We start from the raw sequence: 18521 nt of genomic DNA on the forward strand, positions 1-18521 counted from the left end.
CAACCCTGTTCAAGACGAAGCCCCGCTCCGGCGGGGCTTCGTTTTTTTGTGGGAGGGCCTTCAGGCCCGAAGCTCCCCGGAGTCGCCCCTCGGGCCTGAAGGCCCTCCCATGTCGAACTGCAGGCGGGCGAGCTCGGCGTAGAGGCCGCCCTGGGCCAGGAGTTCCGCGTGGGTGCCCTGGGCCACGATTCGGCCCTTGTCCATCACCACGATGCGGTCGGCCTTGAGCACGGTGGCCAGGCGGTGGGCGATGACCAGCGTGGTGCGGCCGCGCATCAGCCGCTCCAGGGCCTGCTGCACGGCGCGTTCGCTCTGTGCATCGAGCGCGCTGGTGGCTTCGTCGAGCAGCAGCACCGGCGCGTCCTTGAGCAGGGCGCGGGCGATGGCCAGGCGCTGCTGCTGGCCGCCGGAGAGGCGGGCGCCGCGTTCGCCCAGTTCGCTGTCGTAGCCCTGGGGCAGGGCCGCCAGGAATTCGTGCGCCTCGGCGCTGCGGGCGGCGGCCTCGATGTCGGCGTCGCTGGCCTCGAGGCGGCCGTAGCGGATGTTCTCGCGCGCAGTGGCGCCGAAGATCACCGGGTCCTGCGGCACCAGCGCCACCTGGGCGCGCAGGCTGGCGGGCGCCAGCGTGCGCAGGTCGATGCCGTCGAGCGTGACTTCGCCGGCCTCCGGGTCGTGGAAGCGCAGCAGCAGCTGGAACACCGTGCTCTTGCCCGCGCCCGAGGGACCGACCAAGGCCACGGTTTCGCCCGGCCGCACTTCCAGGCTGAAATCCTCCAGCGCCGGCGCGTCGGGGCGGGTGGGGTAGTGGAAGCGCACGCCCTGCATGCGCACGTGGCCGCGCACCGGCAGCGGCAGCATGGCCGGCTGCGGCGGCACCGCCAGCACCGAGCGTTCGTGCAGCAGGTCGTTGATGCGTGCCATGCCGCCCGCCGCGCGCTGCACTTCCGCCCAGACTTCGGCCAGTGCGCCCACCGAACCGGCGCCGATCAGCGCGTAGAGCACGAACTGGCCCAGGGTGCCGGCGCTCATGGCGCCGCTGATCACGTCCTGCGCGCCCACCCACAGCACCGCCGTGATCGAACCGAACACCAGCACGATGACCACCGCCGTCAGCATGGCCTGCAGCCGGATGCGCCTGCGCGCCGTGCCCAGCGCCACCTGCACGGCGGCGCCGAAGCGGTCGCTTTCGAAGGCCTCGCGGGCGTAGCTCTGCACCGTGTGCATGGCGCCCAGGGTTTCACCGGCGCGGGCGTTGGCGTCGGCCACGCGGTCCTGGCTGTCCTTGGCTACGCCGCGCACGCGCCGGCCCGACAGCGCCATCGGCAGCACCACCAGCGGGATGCCCAGCAGCACGAACAGCGCCAGCCGCGGGCTGGTGACGGCCAGCATCACGGCGCTGCCCAGCACCGTGATGCCGCTGCGCAGGGCCACCGACATGCTCGAGCCCACTACGCTGCGCAGCAGCTCGGCATCGGCCGACAGGCGCGAGAGCAGTTCGCCCGAACGCGTGCGTTCGAAGAAGGCCTGGTCCAGCGACAGCAGGTGGCCGTAGAGCGCGCGCCGCAGGTCGGCCACCACGCGTTCGCCCAGCAGCGAAACGAAGTAGAAGCGCGCCGCCGTGGCCAGGGCCAGCAGCACCGCCACCGCGAACAGCAGGCCGAACCAGCGGTCCACCGAACTGCCGGCGGCGAAGCCCTGGTCGATCATGTGCTTCACCGCCACCGGCAGCATCAGCGTGGCCGAGGACGACAGCGCCAGCGCACCCAGCCAAGCGGCCAGCAGGCCGCGATGCGGGCGCAGGAAGGGCAGCAGGCCGCGCAGGGAATTGACGGGCGGCTTGGCCGGGGCGGGGTCGGTCATGGGGATTCCGTGTCGATGCGGTGCAGGCGGGCGCTGCCGCGGCTGAGGTCGCGCAGGCGCGTCGCCACCGTCTCAAAGCTGGAGGCGGGCAGGCGGAAACGCAAGCGCAGTCCGGCCTCGTCGAAGGATTCGTCCAGCTTCGCCGCGCCCAGCCCGTCGAGCAGGGCGTGCACGGCGCCGGAATAGGCGAAGTCGCAGGCCAGCTCGGCCTCGCTCCAGACCACGATCTCCCGCTTTGGCCCCATGCGCAGGCATTCGGCCGCGGCGCCGCCGTAGGCGCGCACCAGCCCGCCCACGCCCAGGTTGGTGCCGCCGTACCAGCGCGTCACCACCACCATCACCTGGTCCACGCCCTGGCCCTCGATGGCGGCCAGGATGGGACGGCCGGCGCTGCCGCCGGGTTCGCCGTCGTCGGAGGAGCGGTACAAGGCGCCGATGCGGTAGGCCCAGCAGTTGTGCGTGGCCTGTGGGTCGGCCACCTCGCGCAGGAAGGCCAGCGCGTCCTCGGGCGTGTCCACCGGCAGGGCGCGGGCGAGGAAGCGGCTGCGCTTGGCCTCGAGTTCGAACGAGGCCGGGCCGGCGAGCGTGAAGCCCGCGGTCACGACCGCAGCGGGGCCAGGTCGGCCGGGACGTCGGTGTCGGGGTGGGCCTGCAGCAGGCGCAGCAGGCTGGCGCGGGCGCCGGCGGTGTCGCCCTGCTGCATGCGCTCGCGGATGCGTTCGATCCATTCTGCCGGCGCCAGCGTGGCATCGTCGTCCACGGGGGGCAGGGGCGCGGGCCGGGCCAGGGCCGGGGCCGGCGGCGCGGCCATGGGCGCCGGCTCCAGCATCACTTCGGTGCGCTGGGCGGCGGCGCCGGCCGCGCGCTGGCGGCGCGATTCCACGTCGCCGGCCGCGCGCGCGGCGTCCTGGGGCTTGACGGCCTCGGGCGTGATGCGCGTGCCCGAAACCACGATCTGGTCCAGGGCGGGTTCTTCGGCCGGGGGCGCGGCCGCCGGGGCGGGCGGCGGAGGGGGGGCAGGGGGCGGAGGCGCCAGTTCGGCGGCGGGGTCGCCCGAACCATCGGCGCTGGCTTCCGCAGCCGTCCCTTCGGCCATCTTGGCGGCGGGTTTGGCGGCTTCCTGCACAAGTACCGGCGCGTCGGCCGCCACCGGGACTTGCGGCGCCAGCCGTGGCCGCAATTGCAGGCCGACGGCTACGGCAAGCACGGCGGCGGCTGCGGTGCCCAGCGCCCAGGCCGGCAGGCGCCGGCGCGAGGGGGCCGCGTTTTCGCGCGGCCCCACCGCGTCGGTGGCGGCGGCCAGGATGGCCGCGTCCACCCGCGCCGACGGCTCCCCCGCGGGCAGCGCGCGCAGCACCCGGGCCAGGGCGGCTTCGTCGTCCTGGAGCGGGGTCTGGCGCGGGTCCTGCGGGGTGTTCATCGCTGCGCTTTACTCCTGGTTGACCTGCGCGCCGCCGTCGGCGGGCTGCGCGGCGGACAGGCTGCGCGCCTGCGCCACCAGGCGCAGGAATTCGCCGCGGTAGCCCCAGGGGTCGTCGCCGCGCGCGTCGCGCGCCAGCGCTTCCACCTGGTCCCATCCGAAGCCCTTCATGTTACGCCCCCCGCGCAGCAGGTCGGCGTAGGCGGCCACGGCGGCGGCGAAACGCAGGCTTTCCGGCGCCTGCGCCTGCAGTTCGCGGCGGGTGACGGGGCGCTCCATCAGCACGCTGCGTTCGGTGCCGGGCTGCTTGTAGCGCAGCTTCAGGAAGGCCAGCTCCGGCCCGCCGGCGGGCGCGGCGGCGGCCGGGGCGTAGCGCAGCGGGTCGCTGGATTCGCAGCCGGCGCCGACCAGGCACAGCTCGTAGAGCGCCGTCACGTCGTGGCCGGCGCCGATCTCGCCGGCGTCCACCTGGTCGTTGTTGAAGTCCTCGCGGGCGAGCTGGCGGTTTTCGTAGCCGACCAGCCGGTATTCGGCCACCTGCGCCGGGTTGAACTCCACCTGGATCTTCACGTCGCTGGCAATGGTGAGCAGGGTCGAACTCATTTCCTCGACCAGCACCTTGCGGCCTTCCATCAGCGTGTCGATGTAGGCGTGGTTGCCGTCGCCCACGTCGGCCAGTTTCTCGGCCAGGGCCTCGTTGTAGTTGCCCTCGCCGAAGCCGAGCGTGGTGAGCGCGATGCCCGCCTTGCGGCCGTCCTCCACCTTGGTTTCCAGCGCGCGCGGATCAAAGATGCCGACGTTGAAGTCGCCGTCGGTGGCCAGCACGATGCGGTTCACGCCGCCCTCGATGTAGGCCTGCTTCGCCATGGCGTAGGCCAGCTCGATGCCTTCGCCGCCGTTGGTGGAACCGCCGGCCTCGAGCCGGCCGAGCGCGTCGAGGATTTCGCCGTGGCGGTCGCCCGGCGTCGGCGGCAGCACCAGTCCGGCGCTGCCGGCGTACACCACCAGCGTGACGCGGTCCTGCGCGCGCAGGCGCGGCACCAGTTGCCGGAAGCTCTCCTTGAGCAGCGGCAGCTTGTCGGGCGTGGCCATCGAGCCCGAGGTGTCCACCAGGAACACCAGGTTGGCCGGCGGGATCTCCGCGCGCTCCACGTCGTAGCCCTGGATGCCCACCTGCATCAGCACGCGCTTGCCGTCCCAGGGCGCGGGCGCCAGCGCGGTGGTGACGCGGAAGGGCGTGTCGCGGCTGGCCGGGCCCGGGTAGCCGTAGTCGAAGTAGTTGATCATCTCCTCGACCCGCACCGCGTCCTTGGGCGGCAGCTGGCCGCGCGCCAGCATGCGGCGCACGTTGCTGTAGCTGCCGGTGTCGACGTCGATGGAGAAGGTGGACACCGGCTGTTCGGCGGTGCGCACGACGCGGTTGTCGTCGAAGGCGGCGTAGTTCTCGGTGTTGGGTTCCGCGTAGGCCGGCGGCGGGGGTGGCAGCGGCGCCGGCATGCCCACGACCATCGCGGGCGCGGGCGCCTCGGCGTGCCGCAGGCGCCGCGCATCCTGCGCGCCAACGCGGCTGCCGGTGACTTCGATGCTCTCGAGCGCGGCGTCGGCGGACTGTTCGGCGGGTTCTTCGGCGACCTTGTGCGCGCAGGCGGCGAGCAGGGCGACGGAAAGGGTGCTGAGGACGAGATGGCGCATGGCGTGGCTCCGGGTTGGGGTGGCGCCGGTGTCAACGTGCCGGTGGCCGCGCGGGGGTCGGTGGCTCATGGCCGCAGCCTCGCGCGCAGCTTGTCCATGGCGTAGCGCAGGCGCGACTTCACCGTTTCGCGGCCCACGCCGGTGATTTCCCCGATTTCCTCGAGGCTCAGCTCCTGCTCGAGCCGCAGCAGCACCGCCTCGCGCTGTTCGGGCGGCAGCTCCTCCAGCGCCAGCTGCAGGCGGCGGCGCTCCTCGAAGGCCGACAGGCGCCGCTCCGGGGTGTCGTGGTCCGGCTGGCGCTCGGTGATCTCGTCGGCGTTCGCCGGCGGGTCGGGGCGGTGCGATTTCGCGCGCCAGTAGTCGGTGACCCGGTTGCTGGCGATCTGGTAGAGCCAGGTGGCGAACTTCGCCTCGGGGCGGTAGCGGCCGCGCGCGGAGATGACGCGCTGCCAGGTGTCCTGGAAGAACTCCTCGGCCAGTGCGGCGTCGCGCACCTGGCGCTGCAGGTGCCGGAACAGCGGCGCGCGGTGCCGGGCGTAGAGCAGCTGGAAGGCGGTGACGTCGCCGGCCCCGTAGGCCAGCATCAGTTCCTCGTCGGTGGGCTCCGCCTGCATGAACGCCAGCGTACGGGCTTTCACGCCGCCCGAGAAGCCGCCCGGGCGGGCGGCGGGCCGGCGTTGTACATTGCCGCCCATGGCCTCCCGCCGTGCCAATGACGAACCGCTCGGCGCCGAATCCGCCGACCCTGCCGGCGGCTGGCTGAGGCCCGGCCGGCACCTGCTCATCGGCCTGGCGGTGCTGCTGGCGGGCCTGTATTTCAGCATCAATGCCGCCCAGCTCGAGCGCGAGCGCTACTTCAGCGAGCGCCAGGCCGAAGTGCAGCGCGACCTGTCGGATTTCCGCGCCCGGCTCGAGACCGAGATCTACCGCAGTGTCGGCCTGGTGAGTGGTCTGGCGGTGCAGGTGGTGCGCCACGAGGGCCTGTCGCGGGAAGAATTCGCGCTGCTCGCCGAGGAGTTGAGCCGGGGCCAGCCACAGATCCTCAATTTCAGCCTGGCGCCGGGTTTCGTCATCAGCGCCGTGCACCCGAGCGAGGGTAACGAGGCCGCGCTGGGCCTGGACCTGCTCAACGACCCGATCCAGAAGGCAGCCATGCTGCGTGCCATCAGCCAGGACGGACCGGTGCTGGCCGGGCCCTTCGAAATGCGCCAGGGCGACCGCGCGCTGGCGGTGCGCATGCCGCGCTGGGTGGACCGCGACGGCGTGCCGCGGCTCTGGGGCGCCGTCAGCCTGGCGCTCGACTACGACCTGATGCTGCGCAACGCCGGCATCCGCGCCCTGGAAAAGGAGCTGGTGCTGAGCATCGTCGGCCGCGACGCTTCCGGCCCCGGCGGCGACATCGTGCGCGGCCCCCGCCTGCCGCGCGAGTCGAAGGCCGTCCGCGTGCCGGCCTTCCTGCCCGGCGGCAGCTGGCTCATTTCGGCCGTGCCCAAGGAGGGCTGGGACGCCCGCCCGTGGTGGAGCACGCCGGGGTTCCCGTTCCGCGCCGGCCTGAGCCTGCTGGCGGCGCTGGCCACGGCGCGCATCCTGCACGACCGCCAGCAGATCCGCCGGCTGGCCGGCATGGATTCGCTGACCAACCTGCCGAACCGCCGCTGGGCGCTGCAGCAGCTGGCACGGCGCATCGCCCGCGGCCGGCGCGGCGACGGCGGCTTCGCGCTGCTGTCCTTTGACCTCGACGGCTTCAAGCCGGTGAACGACACCTACGGCCATGCCGCCGGTGACCGCCTTCTCGCCGAGATCGGCAAGCGCCTGAGCGAATCGGTGCGCCCCGGCGACGTGGTGGCGCGCATGGGCGGCGACGAATTCCTGGTGATCGTGGGCACCGACGCCAGCACCAGCGAGGACTGGCTGCGCGCCGTGGCCATGCGCGTGCAGGCGGCCATCAGCCGGCCGGTGCCCATCGAGGGCCACTGGGTGGTGGTGGGCGCGAGCATCGGCATCGCCCGCTTCCCGGAGGACGGCGATGAATCCGAAGGGTTGCTGCGCAAGGCCGACGAGGCGATGTACCGCGCCAAGCACGGCCGCGCCGAGGGCGTGGAGTTCGCCGGGCCGGTGGCCCTGGGGCGCGCGCCGGCGATCCTGGACGCCGACTAGCCGGCGTCCGGCTCCACCCGCAACCGCAACTGGCCGTCGGCCAGGCGCGCGGTGACGCGCTCGCCCGGCGCGGCGTCGGCCGGGCTGCGCACGACCCGGCCGTCTTCCCGCTGCACGATGGCGTAACCGCGGCCCAGCGTGGCCAGCGGGCTCACGCTTTCCAGCGCGCGCGCCAGCCCGCGCAGGTGCAGGCGGCGCGGTTCCAGCAGCCGGGCGGGCAGGGCGGCCAGGCTGCGCTGCAGCAGCGCCAGGCGGTGGTGCTGTTCCTGCAGGCGGCGGCGCGGGTGGGCCTGGTCGAGCCGGCGCAGCAGGCGCGCCAGGCGCTCGGCGCGGCGCGCCAGCGGGGCCTGTTGCGCCTGCTCCAGCCGCCGGCGCAGTTCGGCCAGGCGGCTGCGGCCCCGTTCGAGGCGCAACTGCGGGCGCAGCGCCTGCAGTTTCAGGAAGGCCTGGTCGGCGCGCTGGGCGGCGGCGGCCTGGCGGCGGGCCGCCAGCGCGGACAACTGCTGCCGGGCCCGGCGCAGGCGCGCCTGCAGGGCGGCGCCGTCGGGTGCCAGCAGCTCGGCCGCGGCCGAGGGCGTGGGCGCGCGCAGGTCGGCGGCGAAGTCGGCCAGGCTCACGTCCACCTCGTGGCCGATGGCGGCCACCACCGGCACCGGCGAGGCGGCGATGGCGCGCGCCAGCGCCTCGTCGTTGAAGGCCCACAGGTCTTCCAGCGAGCCGCCGCCGCGGGTGAGCAGCAGCAGGTCGTAGCGGCCGCTGGCGCCGGCGCGGCGGAGCATGTCGAGGATCTGCGCGGCCGCGCCGTCGCCCTGCACGGGTACCGGCAGCACTTCGGCCTCGAGCAGCGGGAAGCGCCGGCCCAGCACGCTCAGCACGTCGCGCACGGCGGCGCCGCGGGGTGAGGTGATCACGCCCAGCCGGCGCGGGAAGGCGGGCAGGGGGCGCTTGCGGGCGGTGTCGAACAGGCCCTCGGCCGCGAGCCGGGCCTTGAGCTCCTCGAAAGCCCGGCGCAGCGCGCCTTCGCCGGCCTCTTCCATGTGGTCGAGCACCAGTTGGTAGTCGCCGCGCGCCTCGTAGAGCGTCAGCCGGCCGCGGGCCAGCACCTGCAGGCCGTCGCGCGGGGCGAAGCGCAGGCGCTGGGCGTTGGCGCGGAACAGGGCGCAGCGCACCTGGGCGCGGTCGTCCTTGAGCGTGAAATAGGCGTGGCCCGAGGCTGGCCGGGAGAAATTGCTGATCTCGCCCTCGACCCAGACCTGCGGGAAGCTGCCTTCCAGCAGGTCGCGCGCCAGCGCATTGAGCTGGGACGGGCGCAGGACCTGGCGTTCGCGGGCTAGGGTGGACATGGATCAGGCCGGGGACGGCCCGACAGGATACCTTGCCCCGTTGGCGGGGGTGGGGCGGGGCCGCGCCCCGGTCTAAACTGTGCCCCTCGCGAGGACCCCGAATGAGCGATAGCTACCGCCGCCTGTGCCAGGACCTGCCGCCCGCCACCGGCGGCGCCGCGCCTTTCCCGGCCGACCCGAAGAAGGTGAAGGCCTGGGTGGCCGCGCTGCCGCGCGCCAATCCGCAGGCGGCCGAGCAGGAGATTTCCCGCGCGCTGGCCGGCCTGCTGGGCCAGAAGCTCGAGGGCGGGCAGCGCCTGGCTGCGCTGGAAGAGCTGCGCGGCGCCACGCTCGAGGCCATCACCCTGCTCGAACGCCAGTTCGCCGGCAGTCCGCTGCCGCTGCCGCCGGACAAGGCGCGCGCGGCCACGGTGGCCGAAACCCTGCACATGCACCTGGCGGTGGGCTACCGGCAGGCGGCCTGCGAACTGTGCGCACCGGCCGGCGCAGTGCCCTTCCTGCGCGGCGGAGCGGTGCTGCAGGCGCTGGTGCGTTCGGCCTTCCACCATTCGCGCGCGCTGGCGCTGGCCTGGCGCGTGTACCGCCCGGCGCCCGTGGGCGCCTGGCAGGGCCTGCACCGCCTGCACCGGTTCGCCACCGCGCTCAAGCTCGAGCGCAAGGGCTGCGAGGACAAGGCCGCCGGCGCCACCCAGGACGTGCAGACCATCTACGTGCAGACCCTGCTGATGGCCTCGGTGAACCCCTATGCCTTCGCCCAGGCCGAGCAGGACACGATGTGGCCGCTCACCCGCGGCTACGCGGCGCGCTGCGCGCTGCTCGACCGCCAGCCCGAGGGCATCGCGCCCGTGGTGCCCGAGGACGCCGACCGCGGCCCGGGCGCCAGCGACGAATCGCATTCGCGCTGGCTCGACCTGCGCGCCTTCAGCGACGACGTCGAGCGCGCGCTCGGCCGCGTGCGCGACGGCCAGGCCGAACTGTCGCCGGCCGCCGGCCTGGGCGTGCGCGTCGGCAACGACCTGCTGATCCGCCTGCGCCGCGCCTTCGGCCAGATGGCCGCGCGCGGCCTGGTGCGCCTGCCCGCCGGGCATTCGCTCGACACCGTGCTGGGCCTGAGCGGCCTGCATTACCTGTTGGCCGGCCAGCGCGATTTCGACACCTTCATGCGGCAGTCCGCGCAGGGCACGGTGCACGTGATCGCCGGCGCGGCCTGGACCCAGGGCGCCGCCGCCATGACCCGCGTGCCGCGCTTCACCGCGAAAGTGCTCGACCAGAGCCTGGGCGGCTACCGCATGGCCTGGGACAGCGCCGAACAGGCCCGCGCCCGCGTCGGCGAGCTGGTGGGCCTGGGCTTCGGCGAGCAGGGCGAGGAGCTGGCCTGGATGGTGGGCGTGATGCGCTGGCTGCGCTACGAACCCGACGGCAGCCTGTCGGCGGGCGTGGAGCTCATTTCGCGCCGCTCCAGCGCGGTGGCCCTGCGCGTGGTCAGCGCCGACGGCGGCAGCCGCCAGGTGCACCGCGCGGTGGAAGTCTTCCCCATCGACGGCGCCGGCGGCCGCTGCTTCGTCTGCGGCGCGGCCATCGACGCCGGCAGCCGGGTGGAAGTGATCCACGACGCCTCCAGCTACATCCCGGAAGTCGGCGCCCGCGGCCCCGACCTGCTCGAGGACGTGGAGGTGCTGCTCAACGCCGGCGACTACGTGCTGCTGGGCGAACGCCGCGCTGAAACGACGGGGGAGGCGGCATGAGCGAGGCCAAGGCCATGCCCCGGCGCGGCACCCGCGGCGTCGACGTGGGCAAGGTGCGCATCGGCGGCGGCGCGCCGGTGGTGGTGCAGTCGATGACCAACACCGACACCGCCGACGTCGCCGCCACCGTGAAGCAGGTGGCCGAGCTCTGGCGCGCCGGCTCCGAACTGGTGCGGGTGACGGTGAACAACCCCGAATCCGCCGCCGCGGTGCCGCGCATCCGCGACAAGCTCGACATGATGAACGTGCCGGTGCCGATCGTCGGCGACTTCCACTACAACGGCGACCGCCTGCTGGCGGCCGAGCCGGCCTGCGCCGAGGCGTTGGCGAAGTACCGCATCAACCCGGGCAACGTCGGCTTCGGCAAGAAGCGCGACACCCAGTTCGCGGCCATCGTCGAGAAGGCCATCGAATTCGGCAAGCCGGTGCGCATCGGCGTGAACTGGGGCTCGCTCGACCAGGCCCTGGCCGCGCGCCTTATGGATGAAAACGCCGCCCGCGCCGAGCCCTGGGACGCCTCCCGCGTGCTGCGCGAGGCGCTGGTGGTGTCGGCGCTGGAGTCGGCCGAACGCGCCGTGGAAATCGGCCTGCCGCGCGAACGCATCGTGCTCTCGGCCAAGGTCAGCGGCGTGCAGGAGCTGATCGCCGTGTACCGCGACCTGGCCGCGCGTTCGGACTTCGCCCTGCACCTGGGCCTCACCGAGGCCGGCATGGGCAGCAAGGGCATCGTCGCCTCGGCGGCGGCGCTGGCGGTGCTGATGCAGGAAGGCATCGGCGACACCATCCGCATCTCGCTCACGCCGGAGCCGGGCGCGTCCCGCACCCAGGAAGTGATCGTGGCGCAGGAACTGCTGCAGACCATGGGCCTGCGCGCGTTCACGCCGCTGGTCACCGCCTGCCCGGGCTGCGGCCGCACCACCAGCGAATTCTTCCAGGTGCTGGCCCAGAAGGTGCAGGAGCACGTGCGCGGCCAGATGCCGGTGTGGAAGCTCAGGTACCCGGGCGTCGAGAACCTGTCGCTTGCGGTGATGGGCTGCGTGGTCAACGGCCCCGGCGAATCGCGCCACGCCGACATCGGCATTTCCCTGCCGGGCACCGGCGAGGCGCCCTCGGCCCCGGTCTTCATCGACGGCGAGAAGGCCATGACGCTGCGCGGCGAGGGCATCGCCGACGAGTTCCTGGGCGTGATCGACGAATACGTCGCGCGCCGCTACGCCGCCCGCGACGCCGGCTGAGCCGGCCTCAGGCCTCGACGCAGACGCGGTTGCGGCCTTCGTCCTTGGCCCGGTAGAGGGCGGCATCAGCCGCCTTCATCAGCGCGCTGCGGTCGCCGCGCCCCGGCGCCAGGCTGGCGATGCCGATGCTGATGGTGATCCGCTGCGGCTCGCCGCCCAGCACGAAGGTGGCCGCGGCCACGGCCTCGCGCAGGCGCTCGGCGAAGGCGCGGGCGTCGTCGAGGCTGGCCTCGGGCAGCATCACCGCGAACTCCTCGCCGCCGATGCGCGCGGCCACGTCCTCGCCGCGCACGAAGCCGCGCAGGATGGCCGCCATCTGCCGCAGCACGCCGTCGCCGGCGATGTGGCCGTACTTGTCGTTCACCGGCTTGAACAGGTCCACGTCGATGATGCACATCACCAGCGGCCGGCCGTGGCGGGTGGCGCGGGCGATTTCCTTGTCCACCAGCTCGACGAAGTGCCGGCGGTTGTAGACCTCGGTGAGCGCGTCGTGGGTGGCCAGTTGGTAGACCTCCTCGTGGTAGCGGGCCTCCACGCTGGAGTGGCTGATGAACTTGAGGATCGATTCGCCCAGCGTGATGTGGTCGCCGTCGGCCAGCAGGGTTTCGGTGACCGGCAGGTCGTTCACGCGGGTGCGGTTGGTGGCCTCGAGGTCGCGGATGCGGTAGGCGTCGCCGTCGCGCCAGATCTGGCAGTGCTGGCGCGAGACCGACTTGTGCGGGATGTGCAGGTCGGCCTCCTGCGAGCGGCCGACGATGATCGGGCGGTCCTCGAGGTCGGCGCGCTTGCCCAGGCCCTCGCCGTGGATCACCACCACGCAGGCCGAACGCGGGCCGCTGCGGCGCGGGCCGCCGCTGAGCATCGTCAGCTGGGTGGTGATCGGTTCCTGGTCGTTCGTGCTCATGCGGCTCGGGGGACGGCAGAGGACAGGGCGAGTTTAGCCGGATTGCCGGCCCTCGCGCGGGCTTGCGTTAACATCCGCGGGAGCCTGGAGGGGAACGCATGGCGGGCCACAACGAGGACGATCTCGCACCGACGGAAGGGCTGCCGACGCGCTCCGCCGCCGGCCCCGCGCCGGCGCCGGAAGGCGCCGCGCTGGCGCCCGGCGCCCGCCTGGGCCGCTACCGCATCGAGGCCCTGCTGGGCCGCGGCGGCATGGGCGAGGTCTACCGGGCCGAGCAGCTCGAACCGGTGCGCCGCACGGTGGCGCTGAAGCTGCTGCACGCGCGCCGGCTCGATGCCCGCCACCTGGCCTATTTCGAGGTCGAGCGCCAGTTGCTGGCGCAGATGAAGCACCCGGCCATCGCCCAGGTGTACGACGCGGGCGCCACGCCGGAAGGCTTCCCGTTCTTCGCGATGGAGTTCATCGAGGGCAGCCCGCTCACCAGCTTCTGCGAGCAGCAGTCGCTGCCGCTGCGCGAGCGCCTGGAGCTGTTCATCCGCGTCTGCGAGGGCGTGCAGCACGCCCACCAGAAGGGCGTGATCCACCGCGACCTCAAGCCCGGCAACATCCTGGTGTCGGTGGTGGACGGCCGGCCGCTGCCCAAGATCATCGACTTCGGCATCGCCACCGCCGCCAGCCGCTCGCTGGCCGCGGGCGAACGGGCCGGCGAACTCGAGCGCGCCGGCACGCCCGACTACATGAGCCCCGAGCAGGCCGGCCTGGACGGCATCGAGGTGGATACCCGCTCCGACGTCTATTCGCTGGGCGTGCTGCTGTACGAACTGCTGGCCGGCCGCCGGCCGGGCGTGGGCACGGCCACCGCCGATGCGCCGCGCACCGCCAGCACCACGGTGCCGCCGCCGTCGGAACAGATCCTCGTGCTGGCGCCGGGCAATGCCGTCGCCCGCGCCGGGCAGTTGGGCCTGAGCGCGCCGCGCCTGCGCCGCGTGCTGCGCACCGAGCTCGACTGGGTGGTGCTCAAGGCCATGCGCCGCGACCGCGCCGAGCGCTACAGTTCGGCCGCCGAGCTGGCGCAGGAGCTGCAGCGTTTCCTCGACGACCAGCCGCTGGCCGCCGTGCCCGCCGGCCGGCGCTACGTGCTGGGCAAGTACCTGCGCCGGCACCGCGTGGCGCTGGTCGCCGCCGCGGCGGTGTCGCTGGCGGTGCTGGCGGGTCTGGCGCTGTCGCTCTACGGCCTGCAGCAGGCGCGGCAGCAGCGCGCGCTGGCCGAACAGCGCAGCGCCGAGCTCGAGCGCGTGGTGGCCTTCCAGCAGTCCATGCTCGAGGGCGTGGACGTGGAGGCCATGGGCGTGGGCCTGTCCACCGGCCTGCGCGCGCAGATCGAAAAATCGGCGCCGGGCCAGCTGCCCGCCCTGGACGCGGTGCTGGCCCAGGCCAGCCCGACCGACCTGGCGCGCACCCTGCTGGGCCAGTACGTGCTGGCCGGCGCCGAGGATGCCATCGAGCGCGAATTCGCCGGGCAGCCGGCGCTGGCCGCGGGCCTGCGCGAGTCGGTGGCCGACGTGTACCTGGCGATGGCGCTGGTGGCCGAGGCCGAAGCCGGCTTCACCCGCGTCGCCGACGACCGCGAGGCCAGCCTCGGGCCCGACCACCCCGACACGCTCGACGCCCGCCTCAAGCAGGCCAACGCCATGCACGCCGGCGGCAAGGCCAAGGAGGCGATGGCGCTGGTGGAAGACCTGCTGGCCCGCAGCGCCGGACTCGACCCGGTGGGCGACCTGCGGCTGGCCATCGAGCTCAAGCAGAGCGAGCTGATTTCCTCGCTGGGCGACCGGCCGCGTGCCCGCGACCTGCAGGAGGCGCTGCACGCGCGCGCCCTGGCCGCCCGCGGCGAAGACGACCCGAAGGTGCAGGGGCTGCTCAACAACCTCGCCATCAGCTACGCCCGCACCGGCGAGCAGGCCAAGGCCCGCGAGGCGCTGGAAGGGCTTTATGCGAAGCGCGCCGCGCAACTGGGCCCCGAACACGAGGACACGCTGGCCTCGATGAGCAACCTGGCCATCCTGCGGGTGATGGGCGGCGACGTCGAAGGCGCGCTGGAATTGCAGCGCCAGCTCGTGGACATCCAGGAGCGCAAGCTCGGGCGCGAGCACCCATACTCGCTCAACCAGCGCAGCAACCTGTCGAACATGCTCAGCGACCAGGGCGAGGTGGAGGCGGCGCTGGCCATCGCCCGCGAGGTGCAGGAGGCGCGCGAGCGCGTGCTGGGCGCCGGTTCGGCCGACGCGCTGCGTTCGCGCCTGAACGTGTCGGCGCTGCTGGCGCGGCTGGAGCGCTACGAGGAGGCGTTGGCGCTTGAGGAGGAGGTCATCGCCGGCCGCACCCGCCTGCTCGGCCCCACGCACCCCGACACGCTGTTCGTGAAGGCCAACCACGCCGGCACCCTGCGCCGTGCCGGCCGCGACGACGAGGCCCTGCGCTACCTGCGCGAAGTGAAGGCCGACGTGGTCGGGGTGCTGGGCGAACGCAATCCGCAGGTGCACCACTTGCTCGACACCGAGGGCGACCTCTACCTGGACGCCGGCGACGCCCGTGCCGCGCTGGCGGCCTACCGCGCGGCGCTGGCGGCCCGCCAGGCCACCTGGGGCGAGGGTCACCCGGAAGTGGCCGCCGGTGCACTGCCGGTGGTGCGCGCGCTGCGGGTGCTCGGCGAACGCGCCGAGGCCGACGCGCTGTTCGCCGCGCAGGTCAGGCCGCTGCTCGACGCCGCGCCGGAAAGCCTGGACCCGCCGGCCCGCCGCGTCGCCGACCGGCTGCGCGAGTCGCTGGAAGAAGAGCCGTTGCCCTGAGCCTCAGCGCGGCGAGGGCGTCTCGGGGTTGATCTCGGGGTCGGTCACCGCCTGCCGCGCCAGCCGCGCCTCGCGCCGTGCGATGTAGACGTTCGAGCCGAAGATGATGGCCGCGCCCAGCACGGTCCAGCGGTCGAGCACCTCGCCGAACAGGAACCAACCGAACACCGCCACCACCAGCACCTGCAGGAAGCTGATGGGCGTGAGCATCGAGGCTTCGCCCAGGCGCAGCGCGCGGGTCCAGAGCATGTGCGCCGTGGTGCCGAGGAAACCGGCCAGCACGATCCAGAGCCAGGTGATGCCCACCGGCGTCTCCCACACCAGCACGGCCGGCAGCAGCGACATCGGCACCCAGATCATCGTGGTCCAGAGCACGATGGCGTCGGGGTGCTCGGTGCGCGAGAGGAACTTGATGCTGATGGCGGCGCTGGCGCTGGCCACGGCCGCCAGCACCGCCACCAGGCTGCCGGCGGTGAAGGCGTCGGAGCCGGGGCGCACGATCACCAGCACGCCCAGGAAGCCGACGATCACCGCGGTCCAGCGGCGCGCGCGCACCACCTCGCCCAGGAAGATCACGGCGGCGATGGTGACGAACAGCGGGCTCGAGTACGACAGCGCGATCGCCTGCGCCAGCGGCAGGTGAACGATGGCCCAGAAGCCCGCCAGCATCGACACCATGCCGATGGCGCAGCGGCCGGCGTAGAAGCCGAGCTTGTTGGTGCGCAGGATGCCGGGCCCGTGCCGGAACAGCATCGGCAGGATGAACACCAGGCCGAAGAAGTTGCGGAAGAAGGCGATCTCGAAGGCGTGCAGCTGGGCCGACGCCAGCCGGATGCAAACCGCCATCAGGCCGAACAGCGCGGTGCCGGCGACCATCAGCGCCACCGCGCGCGGCACGTCCACGGGGCGGTCGCGGGCGGGGTTCACGCCGCGTCGTCGAACCGGGCGCCGATGATGCGCGGCTCGGGCTCCAGCGCCACGCCGAAGCGTTCGCGCACCGAGGCGGCCACGCGCCGGGCCAGGCCCAGCAGCTGTTCGCCGGTGGCGTGGCCGTGGTTCACCAGCACCAGCGCGTGCTGGGCGGCGATGCCGGCGTCGCCTTCGCGGAAGCCCTTCCAGCCGCAGGCCTCGATCATCCAGGCGGCGGAGAGCTTGCGCTTGCCGTCGCCGCCGGGAAAGGCGGGCAGGCCGGGGTGCGCGACCTGCAGGGCTTCGGCGGTGGCGGCGTCGACCACCGGGTTCTTGAAGAAGCTGCCGGCGTTGCCGAGCAGGGCGGGGTTGGGCAGCTTGCGCGTGCGCAGGCGGCTGATGGCCTCGGCCACGTGCACGGCGCGCGGCGTGGCCATGCCCATGGCGGCGAGCTCCTCGCGCACGCCGGCGTAGTCTAGCCGCAGCTCGCGCTGGCGCGGCAGGCGCAGTTCGACCGCGGTGACCACCCAGCGGTCGGCCTCGCGCTTGAACAGGCTGTCGCGGTAGCCGAAGCCGCAGTCGGCGGCGGCCAGGCGCTTGATCTGGCCGGTGTCGCGCTGGAAGGCCTCGACCGTTTCAATGAACTCGCCCACCTCGACGCCGTAGGCGCCGATGTTCTGGATTGGCGCGGCGCCGACAGTGCCCGGGATGAGCGCCATGTTCTCCAGGCCGCACAGGCCGCGGGCCAGGGTCCAGGCCACCAGGTCGTTCCAGTTCATGCCGGCTTCGGCGCGCACCAGGGCGGTGTCGCCGTCGTCGCGCACGATGCGCACGCCGGCCATGGTCAGGCAGATGGCCACGCCGGGGAAATCGCCGGCGAAGAGCAGGTTGCTGCCTTCGCCCAGCACCAGCACCGGGCCGTCGCGCAGCATGGCGAATTCGAACAGTTCCGCCAGCGCGTCGGCGCGCGACACGTCGGCCATCATCGCGGCGCGGGCGGGGACGCGGAAGGTGTTGCGGCCGGCCAGCGAAACGTTCTCGGCCAGCTGGTAGCCGCTCACGCCACGCCCTCGCGGCGCCGGCGGATGGCGTCCACGCATTCGCCGATCAGCTCGGGGCCGCGGTACACCAGGCCGGTGTAGAACTGCACCATCAGCGCGCCGGCGGTGATCTTGCCGGCCGCGTCGGCGCCGCTGAGGATGCCGCCCACGCCGATCACCGGGATGCCGTCGTCGAGGCGGCCGCGCAGGCGGCGCAGCACCGCGGTGGACTTGCCGTAAAGCGGCGCGCCCGACAGCCCGCCGGCTTCGCTGGCCAGCCTGTGGCCTTCCACCGGCAGGCGGTCGAGGGTGGTGTTGGTGGCGATCACGCCGTCCACCTTCAGGTCGGACAGCACGCGGGCGCAGGCGTCCACGTCGTCGTCGGAGAGGTCGGGGGCGATCTTCACCAGCATCGGCACGCGCTTGCCGTGCTGCGCGCCCAGGCGCTCCTGCGCTTCGCGCAGTTCGCCCACCAGGCGCCGCAACTGCTGCTCTTCCTGCAGCTCGCGCAGGCCGGCGGTGTTGGGCGAGGAAATGTTGACGGTGACGTAGTCGGCCAGCGGGTAGACCCGCTCGAGGCAGTACAGGTAGTCCTCGGCCGCGTCCTCGTTGTGGGTGTCCTTGTTCTTGCCGATGTTGATGCCCAGCAGGCCGCCCTTGCGGCGCGCGCGGGAGACGTTGCGCACCAGCGCGTCCACGCCGCCGTTGTTGAAGCCCAGGCGGTTGATCACCGCGTTGTGCTCGGGCAAGCGGAACATGCGCGGCTTCGGGTTGCCCTCCTGCGGCCGCGGCGTGACCGTGCCCACTTCGACGAAGCCGAAGCCCAGGGCCAGCAGCGCGTCCACGTGGGCGCCGTTCTTGTCCAGGCCGGCGGCGCAGCCCACCGGGTTCGGGAACACCAGGCCGAAGGCCTTGGTGGGCAGCGGCTTGGGCTTGCCCGCCAGCAGCGGGTTCATGCCCAGGCGATAGGCCGCCTCGATGCCGCGCAGGCCCACGTCGTGGGCCCGCTCGGCGTCGAGGTGGAAGAGGAAAGGCTTGGCCAGCGAGTACATGCGCACCCGCCGGTCAGAGGTTGCCGCTGGCGCCCAGCAGGGCCAGCAGCGCCGCCAGCCCCCCGAAGAAGAGGATGAACGCCAGGATCGTCAGCGCCGTGACCACGACCGTTGCCCAGCCCAGCACCAAGCCGGTGATGGCCAGCCCGTCGCCGTCCATCTGGCCGGCCGCGCGCCGGATCTCGGCGCGGGCCATGTGGCCGGTGATGATGGCGAGCAGGCTGCCCAGCAGCGGCAGGAAGGTCCAGCCGAGGATGCCGGTGACCAGGCTGGTGATCGCGAGGGCGCTGGTCTGCCGGGGAGTCGTGTTCATGG

15 protein-coding genes are annotated in these 18521 nt (G+C 73.2%); 4 read left to right on the forward strand and 11 right to left on the reverse strand.

Going from position 1 to position 18521, the window contains the following annotated elements; all coding sequences use genetic code 11:
- Positions 1–60: 60 nt before the first annotated feature.
- The 5 genes from ACE3Q2_RS00995 to ACE3Q2_RS01015 form a co-directional block, all read right to left on the reverse strand.
- On the reverse strand, positions 61–1860 hold the full coding sequence (locus ACE3Q2_RS00995; protein WP_374472110.1) for an ABC transporter transmembrane domain-containing protein: 1800 nt from the start codon (positions 1858–1860) through the stop codon (positions 61–63).
- Complete coding sequence (locus tag ACE3Q2_RS01000) at positions 1857–2462, reverse strand: YigZ family protein (RefSeq protein ID WP_231697395.1); 606 nt, start codon at positions 2460–2462, stop codon at positions 1857–1859. The genes ACE3Q2_RS00995 and ACE3Q2_RS01000 overlap by 4 nt, the downstream gene beginning before the upstream one ends.
- Entirely contained in the window at positions 2459–3280 is an 822-nt protein-coding gene (locus tag ACE3Q2_RS01005; protein WP_374472112.1) for a hypothetical protein, read from the reverse strand. Before ACE3Q2_RS01005 ends, ACE3Q2_RS01000 begins: the two co-directional genes overlap by 4 nt.
- 9 nt (positions 3281–3289) lie before the next feature.
- Positions 3290–4972, reverse strand: coding sequence for a von Willebrand factor type A domain-containing protein (locus ACE3Q2_RS01010; RefSeq protein ID WP_374472114.1), 1683 nt, complete (start codon positions 4970–4972; stop codon positions 3290–3292).
- A 65-nt stretch (positions 4973–5037) separates the two neighbouring features.
- Entirely contained in the window at positions 5038–5586 is a 549-nt protein-coding gene (locus ACE3Q2_RS01015) for an RNA polymerase sigma factor (RefSeq protein WP_374472232.1), read from the reverse strand.
- Positions 5587–5665: 79 nt separating this feature from the next.
- Between ACE3Q2_RS01015 and ACE3Q2_RS01020 the strand changes: the two genes are divergently transcribed.
- On the forward strand, positions 5666–7129 hold the full coding sequence (locus tag ACE3Q2_RS01020; RefSeq protein ID WP_231697399.1) for a diguanylate cyclase domain-containing protein: 1464 nt from the start codon (positions 5666–5668) through the stop codon (positions 7127–7129).
- Here ACE3Q2_RS01020 and xseA read toward each other — a convergent pair.
- Positions 7126–8472 (reverse strand): exodeoxyribonuclease VII large subunit, encoded by a 1347-nt coding sequence (xseA, locus tag ACE3Q2_RS01025; RefSeq protein WP_374472116.1) that lies wholly within the window; start codon positions 8470–8472, stop codon positions 7126–7128. The two genes, ACE3Q2_RS01020 and xseA, sit on opposite strands and share 4 nt — an antisense overlap.
- A 101-nt stretch (positions 8473–8573) precedes the next feature.
- On the opposite strand from xseA, the gene ACE3Q2_RS01030 reads away from it, so the two are divergent.
- Positions 8574–10217 (forward strand): hypothetical protein, encoded by a 1644-nt coding sequence (locus ACE3Q2_RS01030; protein ID WP_374472118.1) that lies wholly within the window; start codon positions 8574–8576, stop codon positions 10215–10217.
- Complete coding sequence (ispG, locus tag ACE3Q2_RS01035) at positions 10214–11452, forward strand: flavodoxin-dependent (E)-4-hydroxy-3-methylbut-2-enyl-diphosphate synthase (RefSeq protein WP_374472120.1); 1239 nt, start codon at positions 10214–10216, stop codon at positions 11450–11452. Before ACE3Q2_RS01030 ends, ispG begins: the two co-directional genes overlap by 4 nt.
- A 7-nt stretch (positions 11453–11459) precedes the next feature.
- Here the strand turns inward: ispG and ACE3Q2_RS01040 are convergent, their stop codons facing one another.
- Complete coding sequence (locus tag ACE3Q2_RS01040) at positions 11460–12356, reverse strand: GGDEF domain-containing protein (protein WP_231697403.1); 897 nt, start codon at positions 12354–12356, stop codon at positions 11460–11462.
- Between the two features lie 98 nt (positions 12357–12454).
- On the opposite strand from ACE3Q2_RS01040, the gene ACE3Q2_RS01045 reads away from it, so the two are divergent.
- Positions 12455–15205 (forward strand): tetratricopeptide repeat protein, encoded by a 2751-nt coding sequence (locus ACE3Q2_RS01045; RefSeq protein ID WP_374472122.1) that lies wholly within the window; start codon positions 12455–12457, stop codon positions 15203–15205.
- A gap of 3 nt (positions 15206–15208) precedes the next feature.
- Here ACE3Q2_RS01045 and ACE3Q2_RS01050 read toward each other — a convergent pair whose 3' ends face one another.
- The 4 genes from ACE3Q2_RS01050 to ACE3Q2_RS01065 are packed head-to-tail and all read right to left on the reverse strand — an operon-like array spanning position 15209 to position 18519.
- The gene (locus ACE3Q2_RS01050; RefSeq protein WP_374472234.1) at positions 15209–16081 is read right to left on the reverse strand and encodes a DMT family transporter; all 873 of its coding nucleotides are present in this window, start codon (positions 16079–16081) and stop codon (positions 15209–15211) included.
- 47 nt (positions 16082–16128) lie between these two features.
- Positions 16129–17175 carry a UDP-N-acetylmuramate dehydrogenase gene (gene murB / locus ACE3Q2_RS01055; RefSeq protein ID WP_374472124.1) on the reverse strand — a complete coding sequence of 349 codons (1047 nt, stop codon included), beginning with the start codon at positions 17173–17175 and terminating at the stop codon, positions 16129–16131.
- A complete protein-coding gene (locus ACE3Q2_RS01060) occupies positions 17172–18206 on the reverse strand; it encodes a quinone-dependent dihydroorotate dehydrogenase (RefSeq protein ID WP_374472126.1) in 1035 nt (344 codons plus the stop codon). The genes murB and ACE3Q2_RS01060 overlap by 4 nt, the downstream gene beginning before the upstream one ends.
- A gap of 13 nt (positions 18207–18219) precedes the next feature.
- The gene (locus tag ACE3Q2_RS01065) at positions 18220–18519 is read right to left on the reverse strand and encodes a DUF4190 domain-containing protein (protein ID WP_374472128.1); all 300 of its coding nucleotides are present in this window, start codon (positions 18517–18519) and stop codon (positions 18220–18222) included.
- Between the last annotated feature and the right edge of the window lie 2 nt (positions 18520–18521).

Origin of the sequence: Arenimonas sp. (genome assembly GCF_041913985.1) — a bacterium.
Taxonomy (GTDB): Bacteria; Pseudomonadota; Gammaproteobacteria; order Xanthomonadales; family Xanthomonadaceae; genus Arenimonas.